Origin of the sequence: Sulfuritalea hydrogenivorans sk43H (genome assembly GCF_000828635.1) — a bacterium.
GTDB lineage: Bacteria > Pseudomonadota > Gammaproteobacteria > Burkholderiales > Rhodocyclaceae > Sulfuritalea > Sulfuritalea hydrogenivorans.
The window spans coordinates 2804667-2824292 of the sequence record NZ_AP012547.1 but is presented as its reverse complement, the minus strand read 5'-3'; the positions used below and the strand labels follow the sequence as shown (position 1 = coordinate 2824292).

Here is a 19626-nt window from a genome sequence, read left to right as displayed (position 1 = left end):
CGGCGTGCAAAGCACCGTCTCGGCTTGCAGCGGAGACACAAGAAAGAAAGCCTGGCCGGGGCCAGGCTTTCGGGGGTGGGCGAGTTACTTGTTAACCGGCGATTCGGGATCGAGCAGCAACGCGACCAGATCCTTGATCTGCTTCTCGCCCAGTGCGCCAGCATGGCCGAAGCGCGGCATTTCCGAGCAGAGGTTGAACGCCTTGGCATTGTAGATTTTCGAATAGGCGTATTTCTGCATGTCCGGCGTATTGCCGCGCAGCTTGCCGAAGCGGAAAAGGCTCGGTCCGACCGTGCCGAAGGAGGTTTCCTTCGGCGCGATCTGGTGGCAGTTGTAGCAGTTGCCGCCCACCGGCAGGCCGGGGTTGTCGGTCCAGGTGAAACCGCGGCCGCTCTGGGCCAGCTTCTCGCCTTCCTTCCAGTCGCCCATCAGCTGGCCGTCGGCCGGAAACTTGACACCGGCCAACTGGTCCGCCTCCATCTGCTTGGCGAGATATTCGGGCGGCTTGTTGCCGGTGCGGTTGCACACGGTCTGCAAGCCATCCTCGGCAAGCCGGTCGAGCGAAGCCTGGCCCCGGGGCTGGAAATCCTTCCTGAGGGTCGCGATTGCCTTGGTGCGATAGTCGCCGTCTGCGGAGGCCGGCAGGGCGGCGGTGAGTAGCGGGGCGGCCAGCAAGGCCAGAAGAATTTTCTTGGTCATATCTGTCTCCCTGTTAGCGCTTGATGCCCGGGCCTTTGTAAACCTGGCCATTGGCGTTGCCGATCATGTAGGTCAGCAGATAGGCCACCGCGTCGGAGGCATATTTCGGCTGGGGGAAGCGTTGCTGGCGGAAGCAGTCGCCCATGCGCCACTGATGGGTGAGCATCACGCCGCCGGTCATGCGGTAGCCCGGCCAGCCCTGCACGCCTTTCAAGGCGCCCTGTGGGGTGCTGAGGTTGGGCAGGTTCTGCATGCGGATGCGCTTGCCATCCGAGCCATGACAGGTGTTGCAGGAAAAGTCGTAGGGTCCGGCGCGGTAGGCCGCAATCTCCTTGCCGATTTCGTAAGCCTCGCGCACCTTCGGGTCCTTGAGCGGCACATCGAGCTTCATGTTGCGCGAATGGCCGGCGACATACGTGACCAGATTGGTGATGTCGGGCGTGAAGTTGGCATTGGCGAACGGCTTGCTGGCGATGTCGTCGAACTTGAAGCCCTGCTTTTCGACCATGCACCAGACGATGCGGCGCTCGGCGTCCATGACGGCATCGGCGTCGGCGAAGTAGCGCGGCATCCTTACGTATGCGCCTTCGATCTTGCCGATGCCCAGGCCGAGGTCGCAGCTTTCTGCCAGCGACACATTCTTCGGGCCGCGCTTGCTCTTCCACTGTTCCTCGCCCTTCATTTCAAAAAGCTCGGCCGGATTGCTGTCCTCCATCTCGGCGCGAAACTTCTCGAATTCAAGGGTGGCCGCGTCTTTCACTTCCGCGGCTGGCGCCTGCGCTGCCTTTGCGGCAGGCGGTTTGGCGGCGGCTTTCTTGCTCTGGGCCCAAGCCGGCAGCATGGCGAGGGCCAGCGCGGCCATCAGTGCGATGCGATATTTCATGATCTCTCCTCCAGGGTACGCGCGACCGGTCTTGGTTGCCGGTTTGTGGTGATTGACGGATCAGGCTACGGCGGCTTCGTCAGTCCTCTTGTCGCCTTTGTTGTCGACCCAGTTGACGACGACCTTGTCGCCAGCCTTGGCGCCCTTCATCTTGAATCCGAAGACCGGGTTGCGCGATATCGAAGTGCCCAGTTGACCATCGACGACGATCTTGCCACCGACTGCAACCGTCATCGACTGGATGAAATGAGCGGGCACGGTATTGCCGGCGGCATCTTTGCGCTGGCCGGTTTCCATCGCGTGGCTCATCAGGATACGAATTTCTGCGACATCGCCCTTCAACTGCGCGCGAATCTTCATCGGATCTGCCATGGTGTGCTCCTTTTCTCTCTGGTATTGTCAGCCGCCGCAACCGCCGGCAGTGACCTTGACTTCTTTTTGGGTTGTATAGAACTTGCCATCGGCTTTGGCGACAGCCTTGACCAGGGATGTCTGACCCATCTTGAGGCGTGCCGAAACTTCCGGCAAGGCGCCATTGGCAAAGTCAAAGTGGCCGGAAAGCGGTTGCGGATTCTTCTCGACCAGAATCGAGATCGAAGTGGTGTTCGGAATATTGCTGACAACGTCTACCGGGACCACGGCTCCGTTTTCGGCGATGTCCGGAACCTTGAGGATCAGATTCTTGTTGTCCGCCGCGGCGCCGGCACCGATGCCCTTGAGCGCTCCTGCGGTGTCCTTTGCTTCAAAAGCCGCCTTGTTCCACTCGGCGGCCAGCACTTGTGTCGGACGCAGGGCGCCGGCGGCGATCAGACCGGCCAGTATGCTGCTGGCGGTGGCGCCTTTGAGAACCGTTCTGCGGGTTGTGTTCATGGGTGAATCTCCTCTCGTCTTCGCGTGATTACTCTTTAAGCCTGAATATATTGCAGGCAAGCATAGCGCATTGTTCCGTGCTTTGTGTCACTTGGCAAATCATCTCAGGTGATACATAAATCAGCCGACCTGATTCAAGTCCGGGATCGGATCAGAGCTCGACTTGCGTGCCGAGTTCAACGACACGATTGGTCGGCAGCTTGAAGAAGTCGGTGGCCGTGCCCGCGTTGCGGAACATCCACATGAAGAGGATCTGTCGCCACAAGGGCATGGCGGGCACCCGGTTGGGAACAATGGTTTCGCGACCGAGGAAGAAGGAGGTTTCCATCATCTCGATCGGCGCCATGCCATGCTTGCTGCACTGCTCCAGTGCCAGCGGAACATTGGGATCGTCCTTGAAGCCGTAGTTCACGATGACCCGATAAAAACCTTCCCTGAGTTGTTCGACACCGATTCTCTCGGCGTCGTCAACATGGGGAATGTCCTCCATGTTGACGTTGAGCAGGATGACCCGCTGGTGCAGCACCTTGTTGTGCAGCAGATTGTGCAGCATCGCCCGCGGCACGCCGTCGGGGCGCGTGGTCATGAAAATCCCGGTGCCTTCCACCCGATGCGGGCCGCCGTACTGCAAGCTGGTGATGAAGCTGTCGAGCGGGATGGAATCCTGTTGAAGCCTTTCGTAGAGCAGGGTGCGGCCTCGCTTCCAGGTTGCCAGCAGGGTGAATACGCCAAGGCCGAGGGCCAGCGGGAACCAGCCGCCATCCAGGATTTTGACCAGGTTGGCGGAGAAGAACGCAAAGTCGACGACGAGGAACAGTGCCAGGAAGAGGCCGGCCTGCAGCCAGTTCCAGTTCCACAGGGCACGCACCACGACGAAGGCCAGCAGGGTATCGATCATCATGGTCAGGGTAACCGCTATGCCATACGCGGAGGCGAGATTCGAGGACGACTTGAAACCGAGCACCAGCACGATCACGGCCAGCAGCAGCAGCCAGTTGATGTTGGGGATGTAGATCTGCCCTTTCTCGCGTTCTGAAGTGAACTTGACCTGGACGCGCGGGCAATAGCCGAGCTGCATGGCCTGGCTGGTGAGCGAGAATGCGCCCGAGATCACTGCCTGCGAAGCGATGACGGTGGCGGCTGTCGCCAGGCCGACCATGGGATAAAGCAATTCATTCGGCACCAGCATGAAGAACGGGTTTTTCACGGCGGCCGGGTTGTCGAGAATCAACGCACCCTGTCCGAGGTAATTCAGGTAAAGGCAGGGGAATACATATCCGAGCCAGGCCCACTTGATCGATCGTCGGCCGAAATGGCCCATGTCGGCATACAGGGCTTCGCCTCCGGTAATCGCCAGCACCACGGCACCCAGCGCAAGATACGCATGGGAACGGTTCTCCAGGAAAAAGTGCACTGCATACCAGGGGTTGATGGCGGCTATGACAGCGGGGTGCTTGAGGATGTTCCACAGGCCGAGCACGCCCAGCGTGCCGAACCAGAACAGCATGATGGGACCAAACAGGGCGCCCACACTTGCGGTGCCTCGCGGCTGGAAGATGAACAGGCCACAGAGCACCGCGATGGTGATCGGCACCACGTACGGCTTGAACATCGGTGTGGCGACTTCGAGGCCCTCGACCGCGGAGAGCACCGACATGGCGGGCGTGATCACGGCATCGCCGTAAAACAACCCGGCGCCGAATATGCCCAGAACCGACATCAGCCACAGCATGCCCGGGCCTGCGCCGCGGGTGCGCATCGCAAGCGAAGTCAGCGCCATGATGCCACCTTCGCCGCGGTTGTCGGCGCGGGTGATGAACATTACATACTTGAGCGATACCGTGATGGTCAGTGCCCAGAAAATCAGCGACAGAATGCCCAGAAGATTATCCGGCGACACCGCTACGGCATGCGGGCCGTTGAAAACCTCCTTCATTGTGTACAACGGGCTGGTGCCGATGTCGCCATAAACCACGCCCATCGCCGCCACGGAGATCGCGGCGAGGCTGGATTTTGACGGACCTACGGTATTGTTGCTATGCACCATAAATTGATTATAGACCCAATGGTAATGGCGCGGCATGTTGCCATCGGCTAACTTTAGTCATAGTGGCGCATGCCTTGGGAAAGTGTCTTGCAGACCATCCCGGGAAGTAGTCCGGAGCAAACGGGGGAATTCCCTGCCGGGATTGTTGCAAGCCGGTGAGCCGACTTGGCCTGGGAGATTGTGGGACGGCCAAGTTTGTCGGATAATGCGCGCCTCGCGCAGCACGCACTCCAATGCTGCCACATCCCTGGCCGGGGTGACGGAATCGGTAGACGTAGCGGTCTCAAACACCGCCGCCGCAAGGCATGGGGATTCGACTTCCCCCCCCGGCACCAAGAACACCCTCAACCCGCATGGGACAGGCAGCAGGCGCGGCCTGCGGCAGGGAAATCGCCGCATTCCGGATTACACTTGGCTCCCAGTGCGCAATGTCTGTCCTCACGGAGGGTATTTTGTGATTTCGCCGAATGCTGGAGTTTCATTGACGATCCTGCGGGCGCTGCCGATTTTCGAGATGCTCGATGACGCCTGCCTCAAGCCCCTGACCCGGGTCGCCACGCTGCGGAGCATTCCGCGGCATACGGCGGTGCTGCACGCCGGCGATCGTACCGACAACATCTACTTCGTTCTGTCGGGCGCCCTGAAGGTGCAGATCAGCGACGACGAAGGGCGCGAGGTCATCCTCTCCATGCTCGGGCCGGGGGAACTGTTCGGCGAAATGGGCGTGCTCGACGATCATCCACGTTCGGCGACCGTATTGGCGGTCGAAGCCAGCGAAGTCGTGGTGATCGGCAAGGCCGATTTCAAGCAGTGCCTGGTGGAAAATCCCGACGTGTCGCTGTTCATCATGCGCAATCTGACCAAGCGCCTGCGTCTGGCCGACCGCAATATCGAGAGCCTGGCCCTGCTCGACGTCTATGGGCGCGTTGCGCGTCTGTTGCTTGAAGCGGCGGAGACCGTGGATGGACGCCTGGTCGTGATGCACAAGATGAGCAAGCAGGACATCGCCAAGATGATCGGCGCTTCGCGCGAGATGGTCAGTCGCGTCATGCGCGATCTTACGGCCCAGGGACTGATCCAGGAGGCGGATGGCCAGTTGATCCTGGTCGATCTGGCGGTGTTCAGACGGCATGGGGATGCCGCCGCGACGAACTGAGTCGCAATGTTCCGGGCGGCGGATCGGGGATAGGGCTCTGCTACTATTCGCGCCGCTCGCCGAGTCGGCTGTCGTTTGCCGCGCCACTCGCAGCAAACAATTCGCAAAATCCTTCCTGCCATCCCGATGCCCTTGACCCTCGCCGACTTCGACTACGCGCTGCCGCCGGAACTGGTTGCGCAGGCACCCTTGCCGCAGCGTTCGGCGAGTCGTTTGCTGGTGGTCGACGGCGAGCGCCGCACCGACAGCCAGTTTGTCGATTTGCCGCAGTGGCTGCGTGCCGGCGATCTGCTGGTGATGAACGACAGCCGGGTGCTGCATGCCCGCCTGCTGGGACGCAAGGAGAGCGGAGGGCAGGTCGAGGTCCTGGTCGAGCGCCTGCTGGAGCCGGATGTGGTCCTGGCCCAGGTGCGGGCCAGCAAGTCGCCGCAGCCGGGCAGCCGCCTGCGGCTTGAGGATGTTCTCGATGTCGAAGTGCTGGGACGGGAAGGCGAGTTCTACCGACTGCGCTTTGCGGGCGATGCCGCGGAATTGATCGAGCAGCATGGCCGCTTGCCGTTGCCGCCCTATATCGAGCGCACCGCAGAGGCTCCCGATGAACTGCGTTACCAGACGGTGTATGCGCGCGAGACCGGCTCGGTGGCGGCGCCCACCGCCGGCCTGCACTTCGATCACGATTTGCTCGCAAAGCTGCGCGAAAAGCAGGTCGAGGTCGCGTATGTCACGCTCCATGTCGGCGCGGGAACCTTCCAGCCGGTGCGAGTGGAGAACCTGGCGGAGCATCGCATGCATACCGAGCGCTACCTGCTGCCGCAATCCACGGCGGATGCGATTGCGGCGACCAGGGCGCGCGGCGGACGGATTGTGGCGGTCGGCACCACGTCCTTGCGCGTGCTGGAATCGGCCGCGCTGGACGGGAAACTGAAAGTCGGCGCTGGCGAGACGGCGCTGTTCGTCACGCCCGGTTTCAAGTTTCGTGTGGTGGATTTGCTGATCACCAATTTCCATCTTTCCAAGTCCACCCTGCTGATGCTGGTGTCGGCCTTCGGCGGGCTGGAAGAAATCCGCGACGCCTATCGCCACGCGATTGCGGCGCGCTATCGTTTTTTCAGTTACGGGGATGCCATGCTGCTGCATCGCAAGTCGACATGAACTTCGAACTGATCGCCACCGACGGTGCGGCGCGGCGCGGAACGCTGACACTGGCGCACGGCGTGGCGCCAACGCCGACTTTCATGCCGGTCGGCACCTATGGCACGGTCAAGGCGATGTCGCCGGATGAACTGGTCGGCATCGGCGCCTCCATTGTGCTCGGCAACACCTTTCATCTCTGGCTGCGGCCCGGGCTGGAAGTGGTCGCGGCACACGGCGGGCTGCATCGCTTCATGGGCTGGAACGGTCCTATCCTGACCGACTCGGGCGGCTTCCAGGTGTTCTCGCTGGGCGACTTGCGCAAGATCACCGAGGAAGGCGTGAAGTTCGCCTCGCCGATCAACGGCGACCGGTTGTTCCTGACGCCGGAAGAGTCGATGCGCATCCAGCATGTGCTGAATTCCGACGTGGTGATGATCTTTGACGAATGTACGCCTTACCCGGCGGACCTGTCGACCGCCGCCGAGTCGATGCGCCTCAGCCTGCGCTGGGCGCAACGCTCGCGCGACGAACACGATCGCCTGCAAAACACCAATGCCCTGTTCGGCATCGTCCAGGGCGGCATGCACGAAGCGCTGCGCGACGAATCGCTGGCGGCGCTGGTCGACATCGGCTTCGACGGTTTCGCCATCGGCGGCCTCTCGGTGGGCGAGCCCAAGGAGGAAATGTCGCGCATCCTCGCCCACACGGCGCCGCGCTTGCCGGCCGACAAGCCGCGTTACCTGATGGGCGTCGGCACCCCGGAGGACCTGGTGTATGCGGTGGGGCAGGGCATCGACATGTTCGACTGCGTGATGCCGACGCGCAATGCCAGGAACGGCTGGCTGTTTACCCGCCATGGCGACGTCAAGATCAAGAACGCCCAGTACAAGGCCGACACGCGGCCGCTGGATGAAAGCTGCGACTGCCATACCTGCCGCAATTTCACCCGCGCCTACCTGCACCATCTGCATCGGGTCGGCGAGATTCTCGGTGCACGGCTGAATACCATCCACAACCTGTTCTATTACCAGACACTGATGGCCGAAATGCGTGCCGCCATCGAGCAGGGCGACTTTGCCGCCTTCTGCCTCCGTTTTAAGCGGGGACGGGCGGGCGAGCAGGTATAATCCGCCCCTTATTTCCGATACTCTTGGAGACTGACAGTGCTGATTTCAAATGCTTACGCGCAAGCGGCCGGCGCCGCCGCCGATCCGACCGGTGGCCTGATGGGCATGCTGCCCATCCTGCTGATGTTCATCGTGCTCTGGTTCGTCATGATCCGGCCGCAAATGAAGAAGGCCAAGGAACAACAGAAAATGGTCAGCGAACTGGCCAAGGGCGATGAAGTGATCACCCAGGGCGGAATCGCCGGCCGCATTGCCAAGGTGGGCGAGAACTACCTGAGCCTGGAAGTGGCCGAAGGCAAGGATGGCCCGGTGGTGATCACCGTGCAGAAGAACGCCGTGGGCGCATTGCTGCCCAAGGGCACGCTGAAAAACCTGTAATTTTCTGAGGGCCGGCTGCGAAAACGCAGGCCGGCCACCACGCCATGAATCGCTACCCGCTCTGGAAGAACGCCACGGTGCTGATCGCCCTGGTGCTCGGACTGCTCTACACCCTGCCCAACTTTTTCGGCGAGGCGCCGGCCGTGCAGGTGGCCAGCGTCAAGTCGACGCACAAGGTCGATGCCAAACTCATGGCCCAGGTGCAGGAAGCGCTCAAGGCAGCGTCGGTCGCACCGCAGGGGGTCGTCCTCGACCTTAACAGTGTTCGCGTGCGGCTGGCCGATACGGATACGCAACTCAAGGCCAGGGACGTCATCGAGAAAGCGCTCAATCCGGTGGCGGCGGATGCGACCTACAGCGTGGCGCTGAATCTGGTGTCGAATTCTCCCAACTGGCTGACCGGCATTCATGCCCTGCCGATGTACCTCGGCCTCGACCTGCGCGGCGGCGTGCATTTTCTGTTGCAGGTGGACATGAAGGGCGCGCTGACCAAGCGTCTCGACTCGATCGGTGCCGATTTGCGCAGCCTGATGCGCGACAAGAACATTCGCCATGGCGGCATCAGCCGCGAAGGGCAGAGCGTGGCGATCCGTTTCCGCGAGGCGGAAACACGCGAAAAGGCGCGTGCTGCGCTGACGGATAACCAGCCCGATCTGCAACTGGCCGACGGCCAGGATGGGGCGGATCTCAAGCTGGTGGCGACGCTCAAGCCGGAAGCGCAGAAGCGCATCCAGGAATTCGCGGTCAAGCAGAACATCACCACCCTGCACAACCGCATCAACGAACTCGGCGTCGCCGAGCCGGTGATCCAGCAGCAGGGCGCGGATCGCATCGTGGTGCAATTGCCGGGCGTGCAGGACACCGCCAAGGCCAAGGACATTCTCGGCCGCACGGCGACGCTGGAAGTGCGCATGGTCGATGACGAAGCCAGTGCCAACCCGAGCGTCATGGAACTGGCGGCGCGCGGCCAGCCGCCGGCAGGCACCGAATACTACGTCGAGCGCGGCGGGCGCGGCCTGCTGGTCAAGAAGCAGGTGGTGCTGACGGGTGAGCGGCTGACCGATGCCCAGCCCGGCTTCGACAACCAGACCCACGAGGCCGCGGTGCACCTGTCCCTCGACTCGGCCGGCGCGCGAATCTTCAAGGACGTGACGCGCGAGAGCGTGGGCAAGCGCATGGCCATCCTGCTGATCGAAAAGGGCAAGGGCGAGGTCGTCACCGCGCCGGTCATCCGCACCGAGATCGGCGGCGGCCGCGTGCAGATTTCCGGTCGCATGAGCACCATGGAAGCCAACGATGTGGCGCTGCTGCTGCGCGCCGGCAGCCTGGCGGCGCCGATGGAAATCATCGAGGAACGCACCATCGGCCCCAGCCTCGGTGCCGACAACATCGCCAAGGGCTTCAACTCGACCCTGTGGGGCTTCTCCGCGATCTCGGCCTTCATGATCGCCTACTACCTGCTGTTCGGCATGGTGTCGGTGGTGGCGCTCTCGGCCAACCTGCTGTTCCTGGTCGCGCTGCTGTCCCTCTTGCAGGCGACGCTGACCCTGCCCGGCATCGCCGCCATCGCCCTGACGCTGGGCATGGCCATCGACGCCAACGTGCTGATCAACGAGCGCGTGCGCGAGGAACTGCGCAACGGCAGCACGCCGCAGGCCGCCATCATGGCGGGCTACGAGCGGGCCTGGGCGACGATTCTCGATTCCAACGTGACGACGCTGATCGCCGGCGTGGCCTTGCTGATCTTCGGCTCGGGGCCGGTGCGCGGCTTTGCCGTCGTGCATTGCCTCGGCATCCTCACTTCGATTTTCAGTTCCGTGGTCGTTTCGCGGGCCATGGTGAACCTGATCTACGGTCGCCGTCGCAAGCTGGAAGCCTTGAGCATCGGCCAGGTCTGGAAGCCCGGCCTCGGCACCAAGTAAGGACATCGCCATGGAATTCTTCCGCATCAGAAAAGATATCCCCTTCATGCGCCATGCGCTGGTGTTCAACGTCATCTCGTTGGTCACCTTCCTGCTGGCGGTGTTCTTCCTGGTCAACAAGGGACTGCACTTCTCGATCGAGTTCACCGGCGGCACCTTGCTCGAAGTGAATTACGCGCAGGCGCCCGATCTCGACAAACTGCGCAAACAGATGGAAGCGGACGGGTTCACCGATACGCAGATACAGAACTTCGGTTCGTCGCGCGATGTGCTGATCCGGGTGCCGCTGTCGAAGGACGCGGAGACCTCCAAGGTGGGCGAGCGCGTCATGGCCTCGCTGATGAAAGTCGGCGCTGGCGGTACGGCGGGCAATCAGGCCGATGCCGCGCCGACGCTCAAGCGCGTCGAATTCGTCGGCCCGCAAGTCGGCAAGGAACTCGCATCCGACGGTGCGCTGGCACTGCTGCTCGTCGTCTGCGGCATCGTGCTGTATCTGGCGATGCGATTCGAATGGCGCTTTGCCGTCTCGGCCATCATCGCCAACCTGCACGACGTGGTGATCATTCTCGGCTTCTTCGCGCTGTTCCAGTGGGAGTTCTCCCTGCCGGTGCTGGCGGCCGTATTGGCGGTGCTCGGCTATTCGGTAAACGAGTCGGTGGTGGTGTTCGACCGGGTGCGCGAAACCTTCAAGAAGAAGCGCGGCATGACGACACCGGAGGTGCTCGATCACGCCATCACCAGCACCATCTCGCGCACCATCATCACCCACGGCTGCACGCAGATGATGGTCACCTCCATGCTGATCTTCGGCGGCCCGGCCCTGCATTACTTTGCGCTGGCGCTGACCATCGGCATCCTGTTCGGCATCTACTCCTCCGTTCTTGTGGCCAGCCCGCTGGTGATGTGGATGGGCGTTTCCCGCGAGCAGTTCATCCAGGTCAAGGTCGAAAAGCAGGAAGCCGTGGTCTGATGCAACGCTTCCGCGTCTGGGACCTGCCGACCCGGATATTTCACTGGACTTTGGCATTCTGTGTCGTCGGCTCGTTCGTCACCGCGAAGATCGGCGGCAACGCCATGGTCTGGCATGGACGCATCGGCGTGACGGTGGTCGGTTTGCTGGTATTCCGGCTGGTATGGGGTTTTTCCGGCTCGACCTATGCACGTTTTTCCCAGTTCGTGCGGGGGCCGAGCGCGATCAGGGCCTACCTGCGCGGGCAGTGGCAGGGCGCGGGACACAACCCGCTGGGCGCGCTTTCGGTGCTGGCGATGCTGGCAACGTTGATGCTGCTGGTGGCGACGGGCTTGTTCGCCAACGACGACATCGCGTTCGAGGGCCCTCTCTATGCGCTGGTCGGCAAGGAATTCTCGGATCGGCTGGTCGGCCTCCACCGTCTGATCGAGCCAGCAATCATCCTGCTGGTGCTGGCGCATCTGGGCGCCATCTTCTATTACGTTCGGGTGAAGAAGGAAAGCCTGGTCCGGCCGATGGTTACCGGTTGGAGAGTCGGCGCTGGCGAGACGGCGAAAGGCGGGGGTGCGATCGCCTTCTGCGTCGCTCTGGTGATTGCCCTGGCTGCGGCGTATGGCGCCAGCGGTGCCTGGTTGCCTGAAGAGCCCACCGCGCCGCCCGCCGCGGCAGGCAGCGCGCCGGCATTCTAGAACCGCTTCGCTTCTTCAAAACAACAAGGCCGCTCGACGAGCGGCCTTGTCGCCGTGCGCCCCGAAGGGGCTTCAGTCTTCCTTGCGGAACTTGTCGTGGCAACCCTTGCAGGTCTCGCCAAGCTTGCCGAACTGGGTCTTGATTGCGGCAAGGTCTCCGCTGGCGGCAACCCTGGCCATTTCGTTGGCGGCTTCCATGTAAGGTTTGGCCACCTTGCCGACGCCTTCCTTGTCGGAAAACAGTTCAGCCTTGACGCGGGTTTCCTTCCAGCCCTTGCCCTTGTCGGTACCCGGCTGGAACAGGACGCCCATGCCCGAGTTGGCGATGGCCTGGATCATGTTGGCGGCCTGAACGACCTGATCCTTGTTGTAGGTGCCCTCGATGTTGGCCTTGATGCGGCCCATGTTCCAGGCCATGGTGTGATAGGCCGACTGGCGCCAGCGAATCTGGTCTTCGGGCTTGCCAATGGATTGGGCCAGCGCCGCGGTGGATAGGCCCAGCATCAGGGTTGCAGCAACGATGTTCTTGAATTTCATGAGAGCTCCTTGTTCTGTCGAGGGGAATTTTCAGCATCTACCTGCAAACGGTATACGCATGACGCCGGGGAATTATTCCATACATCGGCAAGGCAGGGCGGGTACCAGGATTCCCGCCGGGGAATCATTCAATGGCCGTGGCGAAGACGTGCTTCACGCGCAGAAGGTCCTTGCCATCCGTCAGTGCCAACAGGCGGTCGATGTTGGGATGCTTGCCGGGATTCTGCCTGGCGTCCTCGGTGTGTTCGGCATACAGCTCCAGCCCTTTGCGAGCGGCCTCTGCGGTGATGGCACCGTAGATCTGACCGAGATGGTTGTACACCGCCAGCGAGCCGGTCTGTCCCGGCTTGTTCTCTATCGTGGCAGCCACTGTGCCATCGCCGTCGAGCAACTGAATTGCCGCCAGATGCGAGATGCGGGGAAGCTGCTTGAGGTTGTCGGCGAAAGCCATGTCAGATCTTCTTCGCCAATTCCGCCGCCTTGCCGATGTAGGAGGCGGGGGTCATGTCGAGCAGTCGCTGGCGGTCGGCTTCCGGCAGCGGCAGCCTGGCAATGAACTGGCGCAGCGCTTCCTTCTCGATGCCCTTGCCGCGCGTGAGTTCCTTGAGTTGTTCGTAGGGGTTGGGCACGCCAAAGCGGCGCATCACGGTCTGCACCGGCTCGGCCAGCACTTCCCAGGCTTCGTCGAGGTCTTCCGCAAGGCGCTGCGGATTGGCTTCGAGCTTGTTCAGGCCGCGCAGGGTCGAATCGAAAGCGAGCAGCGTATAGCCGAAGGCGACGCCCATGTTGCGCAGCACGGTTGAGTCGGTCAGGTCGCGCTGCAGGCGGGAGATCGGCAGTTTTTCCGCGAGGTGCCGCAACACCGCGTTGGCGAGGCCCAGATTGCCTTCGGAGTTTTCAAAGTCGATCGGGTTGACCTTGTGCGGCATGGTCGACGAGCCGATTTCGCCTGCCTTGAGTTTCTGCTTGAAATAGCCCAGCGAAATGTATTGCCAGATGTCGCGGTCGGCATCGATCAGGATCGTGTTGGCGCGCGCCATGGCATCGAACAGTTCCGCCATCGCATCGTGCGGCTCGATCTGGATGGTGTAGGGGTTGAACTCCAGCCCGAGCGACTCGATGAAGCGGCGATTGAAACTCTCCCAGTCGACATCCGGATAGGCAGAGAGATGCGCGTTGTAGTTGCCGACGGCGCCGTTGAACTTGGCGGTGAGCGACACGGCGGCAATCTGGCGGCGAGTACGGATCAGGCGCGCCGCGATGTTGGCCATTTCCTTGCCCAGTGTTGTCGGCGTGGCGGGTTGTCCGTGAGTCCGGGCCAGCATCGGCAGGTCCGCCAGTTGGTGCGCCAGTTCGCGCAGGCGTGCGATCACGCGGTCGAGTTCTGGCAACAGGTTATCGGCAATGGCATCCTTCAGCATCAGCGCGTGCGACACGTTGTTGATGTCTTCGGAGGTGCAGCCGAAATGTATGAATTCGCTGACACGCATCACCTCGGCGTTGTCGGCCAGACATTCCTTGAGCCAGTACTCCATGGCTTTGACGTCATGATTGGTGCGGGCTTCGATGGTCTTGATGGCATCCGCATCGGCGACCGAGAAATCGGCAATGACGCGGCCGAGACGGGTGATGGTGGCATTTGAAAATGCGGGGCATTCGGCGATTTCACCGGCGGCTGCAAGTGCCTTGAGCCATTCGATTTCGACCCGGACGCGATTGCGGATGAGACCGTACTCGGAGAAATGGATGCGCAGGTTCTCGACCTTCGCGGCGTAGCGCCCATCGAGCGGTGAAAGTGCGGTGAGTGCGGTGAGTGTCATGTTGTTGGCGAGGAAAGGATGACGCGCGGCAAGCGCCGGGGGAGCGCGGAATTTTAACATGCAGGTTTCAGCAGCCTGGTTGCGCGCCTGCTGTCGCCAGCGGGGCGCGTGTTATAGTTTCCTCGCCCAAAAAATCTCCGATTTGACCAAATGAAACTGATTGCATCCCTTACCAGTCCCTATGTCCGCAAGATTCGCATCGTGCTGGCGGAAAAGAAGATCGATTACGACCTGGTGCTCGATTCGCCGTGGGAGCAGGGGAACCGGGTAGCAGTGCTCAATCCGCTGGGCAAGGTTCCGGTGCTGGTGCTGGATGATGAATCCACTCTTTTCGATTCCCGCGTAATTGCCGAGTATCTGGATGCAGTGGCGCCAAACAATCGCCTGATTCCCGCTTCGGGAAGGGAGCGGATCAGCGTCAAGCGCTGGGAAGCGATGGCGGATGGCGTTCTTGATGCCGCCGTGGCTGCTTTTCTCGAATCGCGGCGTCCCGATGGCGAACGCAGTCCGTCGTGGATTGAACGGCAGCGCGGGAAGATCAACCAGACCTTGCAGGTGATGTCCGGTGAGTTGGGGGAACAGCCATGGTGCCATGGCAACAGCATGTCGCTGGCGGATATCGCCGTGGGCTGCGCGCTGGGCTATGTCTCCTTTCGGCTCGGCGACATTCGCTGGAACGAGCAGTACCCCAACCTGGCCCACCTTTACGAGAAGCTGATGCAGCGTCCCGCGTTCGTGGAAACCGCGCCGCCACCGGGCTAGTATTTACGATTGCTGCGTTCCGTTTTTCTCTTCTTGCGACTGCGTCGCCGTGCCGTCGAGTCGGGCAATCAGGCGCGGCAAGAGCTTTTTTTCGGCTTGATGGGTAAGTTCTCCCATCAACTGGTCCGCCAATCCATCCGTCACCTTGAGCACCGCGTGCGGTAGCTCCTGATCCAACCAGCGCGACAACTCCTCGCGCAGCGCGTCGAGGTGCTGCTGCATGTGTGGCGGTGCCGTGGCAAGCGCAGCTTCATGTTCCGTGACGACATCGGTCAGGGTCGGCAAGTCCTCATCGGCCTGCGTCACTTGTTCTGCTGGCACAGAAGCACCGGCGACATATACCCGGGTGCGGCGAATCAGCGCGTCAGCTTTGCGCAGGAGATCCGCGGTATTGTCGTCAGCCATGGTCTAAATACCCCCCGAGATATCGTTGGCTTCCAGTGGGTAGCCGCGCTCCCGATAGAAGCGGAAGCGCTCGCGGCCCGGCAATTTGTCGTCATTCTCGGCACTGACGATCTCTATCAACTGCTGAAAGCGGCTGAAACCGGGAGGAACCTCGTCAGACAGATTCAAGAGACATTCATCATGCAGCGGATGGTCGAGGTCGGACGCAAGAATGATCGGTGTTTCGGCGGCCAGTTTGTCGCCTGCTCTGCAATGGGGGGTAAATCCTGTCGCGGAGTGTGTCCATAACAGGCGATCCAAGTGCTCGCTGCGTTCGGTAGCGGGCACATAGACGAGTACCTGCTTGCCTTCCCGGCCGGCCTGCGCAAGCCAGGCGGCAACTGCCTGAAGCCTGTCGAGCGCGCCGTGTAGAAAGGTGATTTGCGTCATCTCCGCTTGCGCTTGCCGGTTGGCTTGGGAGCGTGGGCCGCGCGATCCATCAGAAAGTGGGTGAGCAGGGGGACCGGCCGGCCGGTAGCACCCTTTTCCTTGCCGGAACGCCAAGCCGTACCCGCGATGTCGAGGTGCGCCCAGTTGTATTTTTCCGTGAAGCGGGCCAGGAAGCATGCGGCGGTGATGGTGCCCGCCGGGCGACCGCCGATATTCGCCATGTCGGCAAAGTTGCTTTTCAGTTGCTCCTGATAATCATCCCACAGGGGCAACTGCCAGGCCCGGTCGTAGGAGTCGTGCCCGGCATCGAGCAGGTCGCGCGCCAGGCTGTCATGGTTGCCCAGCAAACCGGTGGCCACGTGCCCCAGAGCGATGACGCAGGCGCCCGTGAGCGTGGCGATGTCCACCACGCACTCGGGATCGAAGCGCTCGACATATGTCAGCGCATCGCACAGTATCAGCCGGCCCTCGGCATCCGTGTTCAGAATCTCGACGGACTGACCGGACATCGAAGTGATCACGTCTCCCGGCTTGGTCGCGGCGCCTCCCGGCATGTTCTCCGTGGACGGGATGACGCCGATGACGTTGAGCGGCAGCTTCATCATGGCTGCGGCCTTGAGCGTTCCGAGTACGCTGGCGGCACCGCACATGTCGTACTTCATTTCATCCATTTCCGGTCCCGGCTTGAGCGAAATGCCGCCGGAATCGAAGGTGATGCCCTTGCCGACCAGCACTACCGGCTTTGCTCCGGCGGCACCGCCGGCATGGCGCAGGACGATGAACTTGGGTGGCTCGTGCGATCCCCGTGCGACGGAAAGCAGGGTGTTCATGCCCAGCTTTTCCATGTCGGCGCGATCGAGAATGTCGACGCCGAGGCCATGCGATTTTGCGAGTTGCTTCGCCTGATCGGCGAGGTAGGTCGGGGTGCAGATGTTGCCCGGAAGGTTGCCAAGATCCTTGGCCAGTTCGACGCCTGCGGCAATCGCCAAGCCTTCGGCCAGGGCCGCTTCGGCGATGGCAAGCTCGTTGCGGCGGGTGACGCAGAACGTCAGTTTGCGCAGCGGACGGCGCACTTCGTCCTTTTTCGATTTGAGGCGATCGAACCGGTAGACGGTTTCCTGCACCACGAGTGCAGCCTGCCGAATCTTCCAGGTCACATCCCGCTTCCTTACATCGAGCTCCGTCAGATAGAGGGTGCCGTCGAAGCCTCCGGTTTCATTGAGCTGACGTACTGCAGTCGCCAGTGCGGCACGATATTCCTTTTCGCGGAATTCCCTTTCCTTGCCGAGGCCTACCAGCAGGACACGATCCGCTTCGACACCGGGTACGCCGTGCAGCAGCAGGCTGGAGCCTGCTTTGCCTTCCATGTCGCCGCGACGGAGGATGTCGCTGAGAAACTGGTCCGCTGCGCTATCGACAATCTCCGCTGGCGCGGAAAGTTTTCTCGGTTCGAAGACGCCAACGACAACGCAGGCACTGCGCTGCTTTTCCGGGCTTCCGCTTTTTATGCTAAATTCCAAAACACTCTCCTCGGGGAATGAGGGAAATCGGAGAAATCTTCATGTTTCGCGTGATTTCCGCTGGTGCCTCGATTATTCCCCAAGTTTTCACTAAAAGTCAAAGCAGGCTGTCCGCTACACGATGATTTTCCAGCGCGCCGCAATTCGGGAGTTCACCCATACGGCGGCAGGGGTCTTTGTCGCGCTATTCGCGATCCTGATGACCACGCAGCTGATTCGTCTGCTGGGCGATGCGGCAGGTGGCAAACTTGCTTCCGAAGCTGTCATCGCACTCTTGGGCTTCCGCGCCATCAGCTACCTGCCAGTGCTGCTTTCCCTGACATTGTTTGTCGCAGTATTGATGACCCTGTCGCGCTGGTACCGCGATTCGGAAATGGTCGTCTGGCTGGCATCAGGCATACCGCTGACCGCATGGATCAAGCCCGTGCTGAAGTTTGTCGCCCCCCCCGTGGTGGTGATTGCCGTTCTATCCCTGTTGCTGGCGCCTTGGGCAACGCAGAAGAGCGAGGCATACCGTCAGAGCATGGATCAGCGTGATGATGTTGCGCGCGTTTCGCCCGGGGCGTTCAATGAGTCGGGCGCGGCTGATCGTGTGTTTTTTGTCGAGAGCATAGCGGGCGAGGAAGGGAAGGTGAAGAACGTCTTCATCAGTTCCATCCAGCAAGGTCGGCTGGGTGTGATGGCCACGGCACAGGGGCATACGGAAACCATGCCCAATGGTGATCGCTTTCTTGTTCTTGATCGCGGGCGGCGCTATGAAGGCACTGCCGGAACCGCCGAATATCGCGTGATGGAGTTTGACCGTTACGCCTTGCGTATCGAAACCAAGGAGGCTCGCGGGTTTGAGGAGTCACCGCGCACCAAGCCCTTGTGGGATCTGCTGCGCGATCCACAACCCGCCAATCTGGCTGAGCTGCTCTGGCGCCTCGGTCTGCCGCTGGCAGCCCTGAATCTCGCCGTTCTGGCCATTCCGTTGTCCTTCGTCAATCCGCGCGCCGGGCGGACCAACAACCTGATTTTCGCGCTGCTCACCTACATGATCTACAGCAATTTGCTCAGTGTCAGCCAGGCGTGGGTTGCACAGGGGAAATTACGCTTCGAAATAGGTGTCTGGGCAGTGCACGTCGGCATGTTCCTGCTGCTCATTGTGCTGTTCTATCGCCGGCAGAATCCGCTTGCCTGGGGCAAAGCGCGGTGGCGGCGCTGAAGATATACGAGCGCCATCTGGCGCGGGAAATCTACGCTTCCACGACTCTGGTCCTGGCAGCGTTTCTGATGTTGTTCGCCTTCTTCGACCTGATCCATCAACTTGAAAGCATAGGCAAGGGGGGATATCAACTGCAGCATGCACTCGGCTATGTGACGCTGACGTTGCCCGGCCGATTGTATGAACTGTTTCCGATCGGGGTTTTGATCGGCACTCTGTATGCACTTACGGTTCTTGCTCGTCATTCAGAGATCACCGTGCTCCGCGCGGCAGGGCTCTCGACGCGAGATCTGCTGATCACCCTGGCAAAAATAGGACTGATGTTCGCCGCGCTGACCCTTCTCGTTGGCGAATTTGTTGCGCCGCCGGCTGAACGGGCCGCCCAGCAGCTAAGGCTCAAGGCCATGGGCTCTTTGGTGGCCCAGGAATTTCGCTCCGGTTTGTGGGTGAGGGACGAGCGCGCGTTTGTCAATGTTCGCGAAGTGCTGCCGGATGCCTCTTTGCAAAATGTTCGCGTATTTGAATTCGATGACCGGTTCCAATTGCTGTCGATCAGCCAGGCAGAGCGCGGGCGCTATCTTTCCTCGGGGAATTGGTCGCTTGAGGGAGTGGTTCGCACGGTATTTTCCGGCGACTCTGCAAGCGTCGAGCGGTACGGCGAGCTCAAATGGAAATCCGCCCTCAATCCGGATCTGTTGGCCGTGCTCCTGGTGGTTCCGGAGCGCATGTCGCTGGTCAATCTGTATCTCTATATACGGCATCTGAGCGGAAACCAGCAGAAGACCGATCGCTACGTCATCGCGATGTGGAAAAAGCTGATTTATCCCTTGGCAGCACTGGTAATGATGGCACTGGCGCTGCCGTTTGCCTATATGCAGGATCGCATGGGTGCCGTCAGCATCCGGGTATTTGCCGGCATCATGCTGGGCATCGGGTTTCATATGCTGAATGGATTGTTTTCCAGTCTGGGCGTGATCAACAGCTGGCCGCCCTTCTTTTCCGCAATAACCCCCAGTGTGCTTTTCCTGGTGACTGCTGCCGGGATGCTCTGGTGGGTCGAGCGGCGCTGAT

The 19626-nt window shown here is 61.2% G+C and carries 21 protein-coding genes and 1 tRNA gene; 11 read left to right on the top strand and 11 right to left on the bottom strand.

Annotated features, from left to right (window positions below; translation table 11 throughout):
* Nucleotides 1-84 precede the first annotated feature (84 nt).
* The 5 genes from soxX to SUTH_RS13565 all read right to left on the bottom strand — a co-directional run bounded on the left by soxX (nucleotide 85) and on the right by SUTH_RS13565 (nucleotide 4499).
* On the bottom strand, nucleotides 85-699 hold the full coding sequence (gene soxX / locus SUTH_RS13585; protein ID WP_041099963.1) for a sulfur oxidation c-type cytochrome SoxX: 615 nt from the start codon (nucleotides 697-699) through the stop codon (nucleotides 85-87).
* Nucleotides 700-712: 13 nt separating this feature from the next.
* Nucleotides 713-1582 carry a sulfur oxidation c-type cytochrome SoxA gene (soxA, locus tag SUTH_RS13580; protein ID WP_052473642.1) on the bottom strand — a complete coding sequence of 290 codons (870 nt, stop codon included), beginning with the start codon at nucleotides 1580-1582 and terminating at the stop codon, nucleotides 713-715.
* A 60-nt stretch (nucleotides 1583-1642) separates the two neighbouring features.
* A complete protein-coding gene (gene soxZ / locus SUTH_RS13575; protein WP_041099961.1) occupies nucleotides 1643-1954 on the bottom strand; it encodes a thiosulfate oxidation carrier complex protein SoxZ in 312 nt (103 codons plus the stop codon).
* A gap of 27 nt (nucleotides 1955-1981) precedes the next feature.
* Nucleotides 1982-2452: a thiosulfate oxidation carrier protein SoxY gene (gene soxY / locus SUTH_RS13570; protein ID WP_041099959.1), complete on the bottom strand. Its 471-nt coding sequence runs from the start codon at nucleotides 2450-2452 to the stop codon at nucleotides 1982-1984.
* A 151-nt stretch (nucleotides 2453-2603) separates the two neighbouring features.
* Complete coding sequence (locus tag SUTH_RS13565; RefSeq protein ID WP_041099957.1) at nucleotides 2604-4499, bottom strand: potassium transporter Kup; 1896 nt, start codon at nucleotides 4497-4499, stop codon at nucleotides 2604-2606.
* A 250-nt stretch (nucleotides 4500-4749) separates the two neighbouring features.
* Here SUTH_RS13565 and SUTH_RS13560 point away from each other — a divergent pair.
* The 8 genes from SUTH_RS13560 (at nucleotide 4750) to SUTH_RS13525 (ending at nucleotide 11875) form a co-directional block, all read left to right on the top strand.
* Nucleotides 4750-4834: transfer RNA gene (locus tag SUTH_RS13560), tRNA-Leu, on the top strand.
* A gap of 146 nt (nucleotides 4835-4980) precedes the next feature.
* The gene (locus SUTH_RS13555) at nucleotides 4981-5655 is read left to right on the top strand and encodes a Crp/Fnr family transcriptional regulator (protein WP_231851019.1); all 675 of its coding nucleotides are present in this window, start codon (nucleotides 4981-4983) and stop codon (nucleotides 5653-5655) included.
* Nucleotides 5656-5781: 126 nt separating this feature from the next.
* Nucleotides 5782-6807, top strand: a complete 1026-nt coding sequence (queA, locus tag SUTH_RS13550; RefSeq protein WP_041099955.1) for a tRNA preQ1(34) S-adenosylmethionine ribosyltransferase-isomerase QueA — start codon at nucleotides 5782-5784, stop codon at nucleotides 6805-6807.
* Nucleotides 6804-7916 carry a tRNA guanosine(34) transglycosylase Tgt gene (tgt, locus tag SUTH_RS13545; protein ID WP_041099953.1) on the top strand — a complete coding sequence of 371 codons (1113 nt, stop codon included), beginning with the start codon at nucleotides 6804-6806 and terminating at the stop codon, nucleotides 7914-7916. The genes queA and tgt overlap by 4 nt, the downstream gene beginning before the upstream one ends.
* Nucleotides 7917-7952: 36 nt before the next feature.
* On the top strand, nucleotides 7953-8294 hold the full coding sequence (yajC, locus tag SUTH_RS13540; RefSeq protein WP_041099951.1) for a preprotein translocase subunit YajC: 342 nt from the start codon (nucleotides 7953-7955) through the stop codon (nucleotides 8292-8294).
* Between the two features lie 44 nt (nucleotides 8295-8338).
* On the top strand, nucleotides 8339-10216 hold the full coding sequence (secD, locus tag SUTH_RS13535; protein ID WP_041099949.1) for a protein translocase subunit SecD: 1878 nt from the start codon (nucleotides 8339-8341) through the stop codon (nucleotides 10214-10216).
* A gap of 10 nt (nucleotides 10217-10226) precedes the next feature.
* Nucleotides 10227-11186, top strand: coding sequence for a protein translocase subunit SecF (gene secF / locus SUTH_RS13530; protein ID WP_041099947.1), 960 nt, complete (start codon nucleotides 10227-10229; stop codon nucleotides 11184-11186).
* On the top strand, nucleotides 11186-11875 hold the full coding sequence (locus SUTH_RS13525) for a cytochrome b/b6 domain-containing protein (RefSeq protein ID WP_041099945.1): 690 nt from the start codon (nucleotides 11186-11188) through the stop codon (nucleotides 11873-11875). Before secF ends, SUTH_RS13525 begins: the two co-directional genes overlap by 1 nt.
* 72 nt (nucleotides 11876-11947) lie before the next feature.
* On the opposite strand, the gene SUTH_RS13520 is transcribed toward SUTH_RS13525, so the two are convergent.
* From SUTH_RS13520 to purB, 3 genes are all read right to left on the bottom strand, one after another.
* Nucleotides 11948-12412, bottom strand: coding sequence for a c-type cytochrome (locus SUTH_RS13520; RefSeq protein WP_041099943.1), 465 nt, complete (start codon nucleotides 12410-12412; stop codon nucleotides 11948-11950).
* 124 nt (nucleotides 12413-12536) lie between these two features.
* Entirely contained in the window at nucleotides 12537-12863 is a 327-nt protein-coding gene (locus SUTH_RS13515; RefSeq protein WP_041099941.1) for a DUF2322 family protein, read from the bottom strand.
* 1 nt (nucleotide 12864) lies between these two features.
* Nucleotides 12865-14232, bottom strand: coding sequence for an adenylosuccinate lyase (gene purB, locus SUTH_RS13510; RefSeq protein ID WP_041099939.1), 1368 nt, complete (start codon nucleotides 14230-14232; stop codon nucleotides 12865-12867).
* A 150-nt stretch (nucleotides 14233-14382) separates the two neighbouring features.
* Here purB and SUTH_RS13505 point away from each other — a divergent pair, with 150 nt between their 5' ends.
* Nucleotides 14383-14994, top strand: coding sequence for a glutathione S-transferase (locus tag SUTH_RS13505; RefSeq protein WP_041099937.1), 612 nt, complete (start codon nucleotides 14383-14385; stop codon nucleotides 14992-14994).
* Nucleotides 14995-14997: 3 nt separating this feature from the next.
* Here SUTH_RS13505 and SUTH_RS13500 read toward each other — a convergent pair whose 3' ends face one another.
* From SUTH_RS13500 to SUTH_RS13490, 3 genes are read right to left on the bottom strand one after another with little or no spacing between them, the layout of a single operon-like run.
* Complete coding sequence (locus SUTH_RS13500; RefSeq protein WP_041099935.1) at nucleotides 14998-15399, bottom strand: hypothetical protein; 402 nt, start codon at nucleotides 15397-15399, stop codon at nucleotides 14998-15000.
* 3 nt (nucleotides 15400-15402) lie between these two features.
* The gene (locus SUTH_RS13495) at nucleotides 15403-15828 is read right to left on the bottom strand and encodes a DNA polymerase III subunit chi (RefSeq protein WP_041099933.1); all 426 of its coding nucleotides are present in this window, start codon (nucleotides 15826-15828) and stop codon (nucleotides 15403-15405) included.
* A complete protein-coding gene (locus SUTH_RS13490) occupies nucleotides 15825-17348 on the bottom strand; it encodes a leucyl aminopeptidase (protein ID WP_041099931.1) in 1524 nt (507 codons plus the stop codon). Before SUTH_RS13490 ends, SUTH_RS13495 begins: the two co-directional genes overlap by 4 nt.
* Before the next feature lie 121 nt (nucleotides 17349-17469).
* Here SUTH_RS13490 and lptF point away from each other — a divergent pair, with 121 nt between their 5' ends.
* Nucleotides 17470-18555 (top strand): LPS export ABC transporter permease LptF, encoded by a 1086-nt coding sequence (gene lptF, locus SUTH_RS13485; protein ID WP_041099929.1) that lies wholly within the window; start codon nucleotides 17470-17472, stop codon nucleotides 18553-18555.
* Complete coding sequence (gene lptG / locus SUTH_RS13480; protein WP_331709753.1) at nucleotides 18543-19625, top strand: LPS export ABC transporter permease LptG; 1083 nt, start codon at nucleotides 18543-18545, stop codon at nucleotides 19623-19625. Before lptF ends, lptG begins: the two co-directional genes overlap by 13 nt.
* Nucleotide 19626: the final 1 nt, after the last annotated feature.

Bases quoted from the DNA above. Each gene is read 5' to 3' on its own strand.
- purB (WP_041099939.1), bottom strand. From the start codon at position 14,232: ATGACACTCACCGCACTCACCGCACTTTCACCGCTCGATGGGCGCTAC.
- SUTH_RS13495 (WP_041099933.1), bottom strand. From the start codon at position 15,828: ATGACGCAAATCACCTTTCTACACGGCGCGCTCGACAGGCTTCAGGCA.
- SUTH_RS13565 (WP_041099957.1), bottom strand. From the start codon at position 4,499: ATGGTGCATAGCAACAATACCGTAGGTCCGTCAAAATCCAGCCTCGCC.
- SUTH_RS13520 (WP_041099943.1), bottom strand. From the start codon at position 12,412: ATGAAATTCAAGAACATCGTTGCTGCAACCCTGATGCTGGGCCTATCC.
- tgt (WP_041099953.1), top strand. From the start codon at position 6,804: ATGAACTTCGAACTGATCGCCACCGACGGTGCGGCGCGGCGCGGAACG.
- lptF (WP_041099929.1), top strand. From the start codon at position 17,470: ATGATTTTCCAGCGCGCCGCAATTCGGGAGTTCACCCATACGGCGGCA.
- SUTH_RS13515 (WP_041099941.1), bottom strand. From the start codon at position 12,863: ATGGCTTTCGCCGACAACCTCAAGCAGCTTCCCCGCATCTCGCATCTG.
- soxZ (WP_041099961.1), bottom strand. From the start codon at position 1,954: ATGGCAGATCCGATGAAGATTCGCGCGCAGTTGAAGGGCGATGTCGCA.
- secD (WP_041099949.1), top strand. From the start codon at position 8,339: ATGAATCGCTACCCGCTCTGGAAGAACGCCACGGTGCTGATCGCCCTG.
- secF (WP_041099947.1), top strand. From the start codon at position 10,227: ATGGAATTCTTCCGCATCAGAAAAGATATCCCCTTCATGCGCCATGCG.
- soxY (WP_041099959.1), bottom strand. From the start codon at position 2,452: ATGAACACAACCCGCAGAACGGTTCTCAAAGGCGCCACCGCCAGCAGC.
- SUTH_RS13525 (WP_041099945.1), top strand. From the start codon at position 11,186: ATGCAACGCTTCCGCGTCTGGGACCTGCCGACCCGGATATTTCACTGG.
- SUTH_RS13500 (WP_041099935.1), bottom strand. From the start codon at position 15,399: ATGGCTGACGACAATACCGCGGATCTCCTGCGCAAAGCTGACGCGCTG.
- soxA (WP_052473642.1), bottom strand. From the start codon at position 1,582: ATGAAATATCGCATCGCACTGATGGCCGCGCTGGCCCTCGCCATGCTG.
- queA (WP_041099955.1), top strand. From the start codon at position 5,782: ATGCCCTTGACCCTCGCCGACTTCGACTACGCGCTGCCGCCGGAACTG.
- soxX (WP_041099963.1), bottom strand. From the start codon at position 699: ATGACCAAGAAAATTCTTCTGGCCTTGCTGGCCGCCCCGCTACTCACC.
- SUTH_RS13505 (WP_041099937.1), top strand. From the start codon at position 14,383: ATGAAACTGATTGCATCCCTTACCAGTCCCTATGTCCGCAAGATTCGC.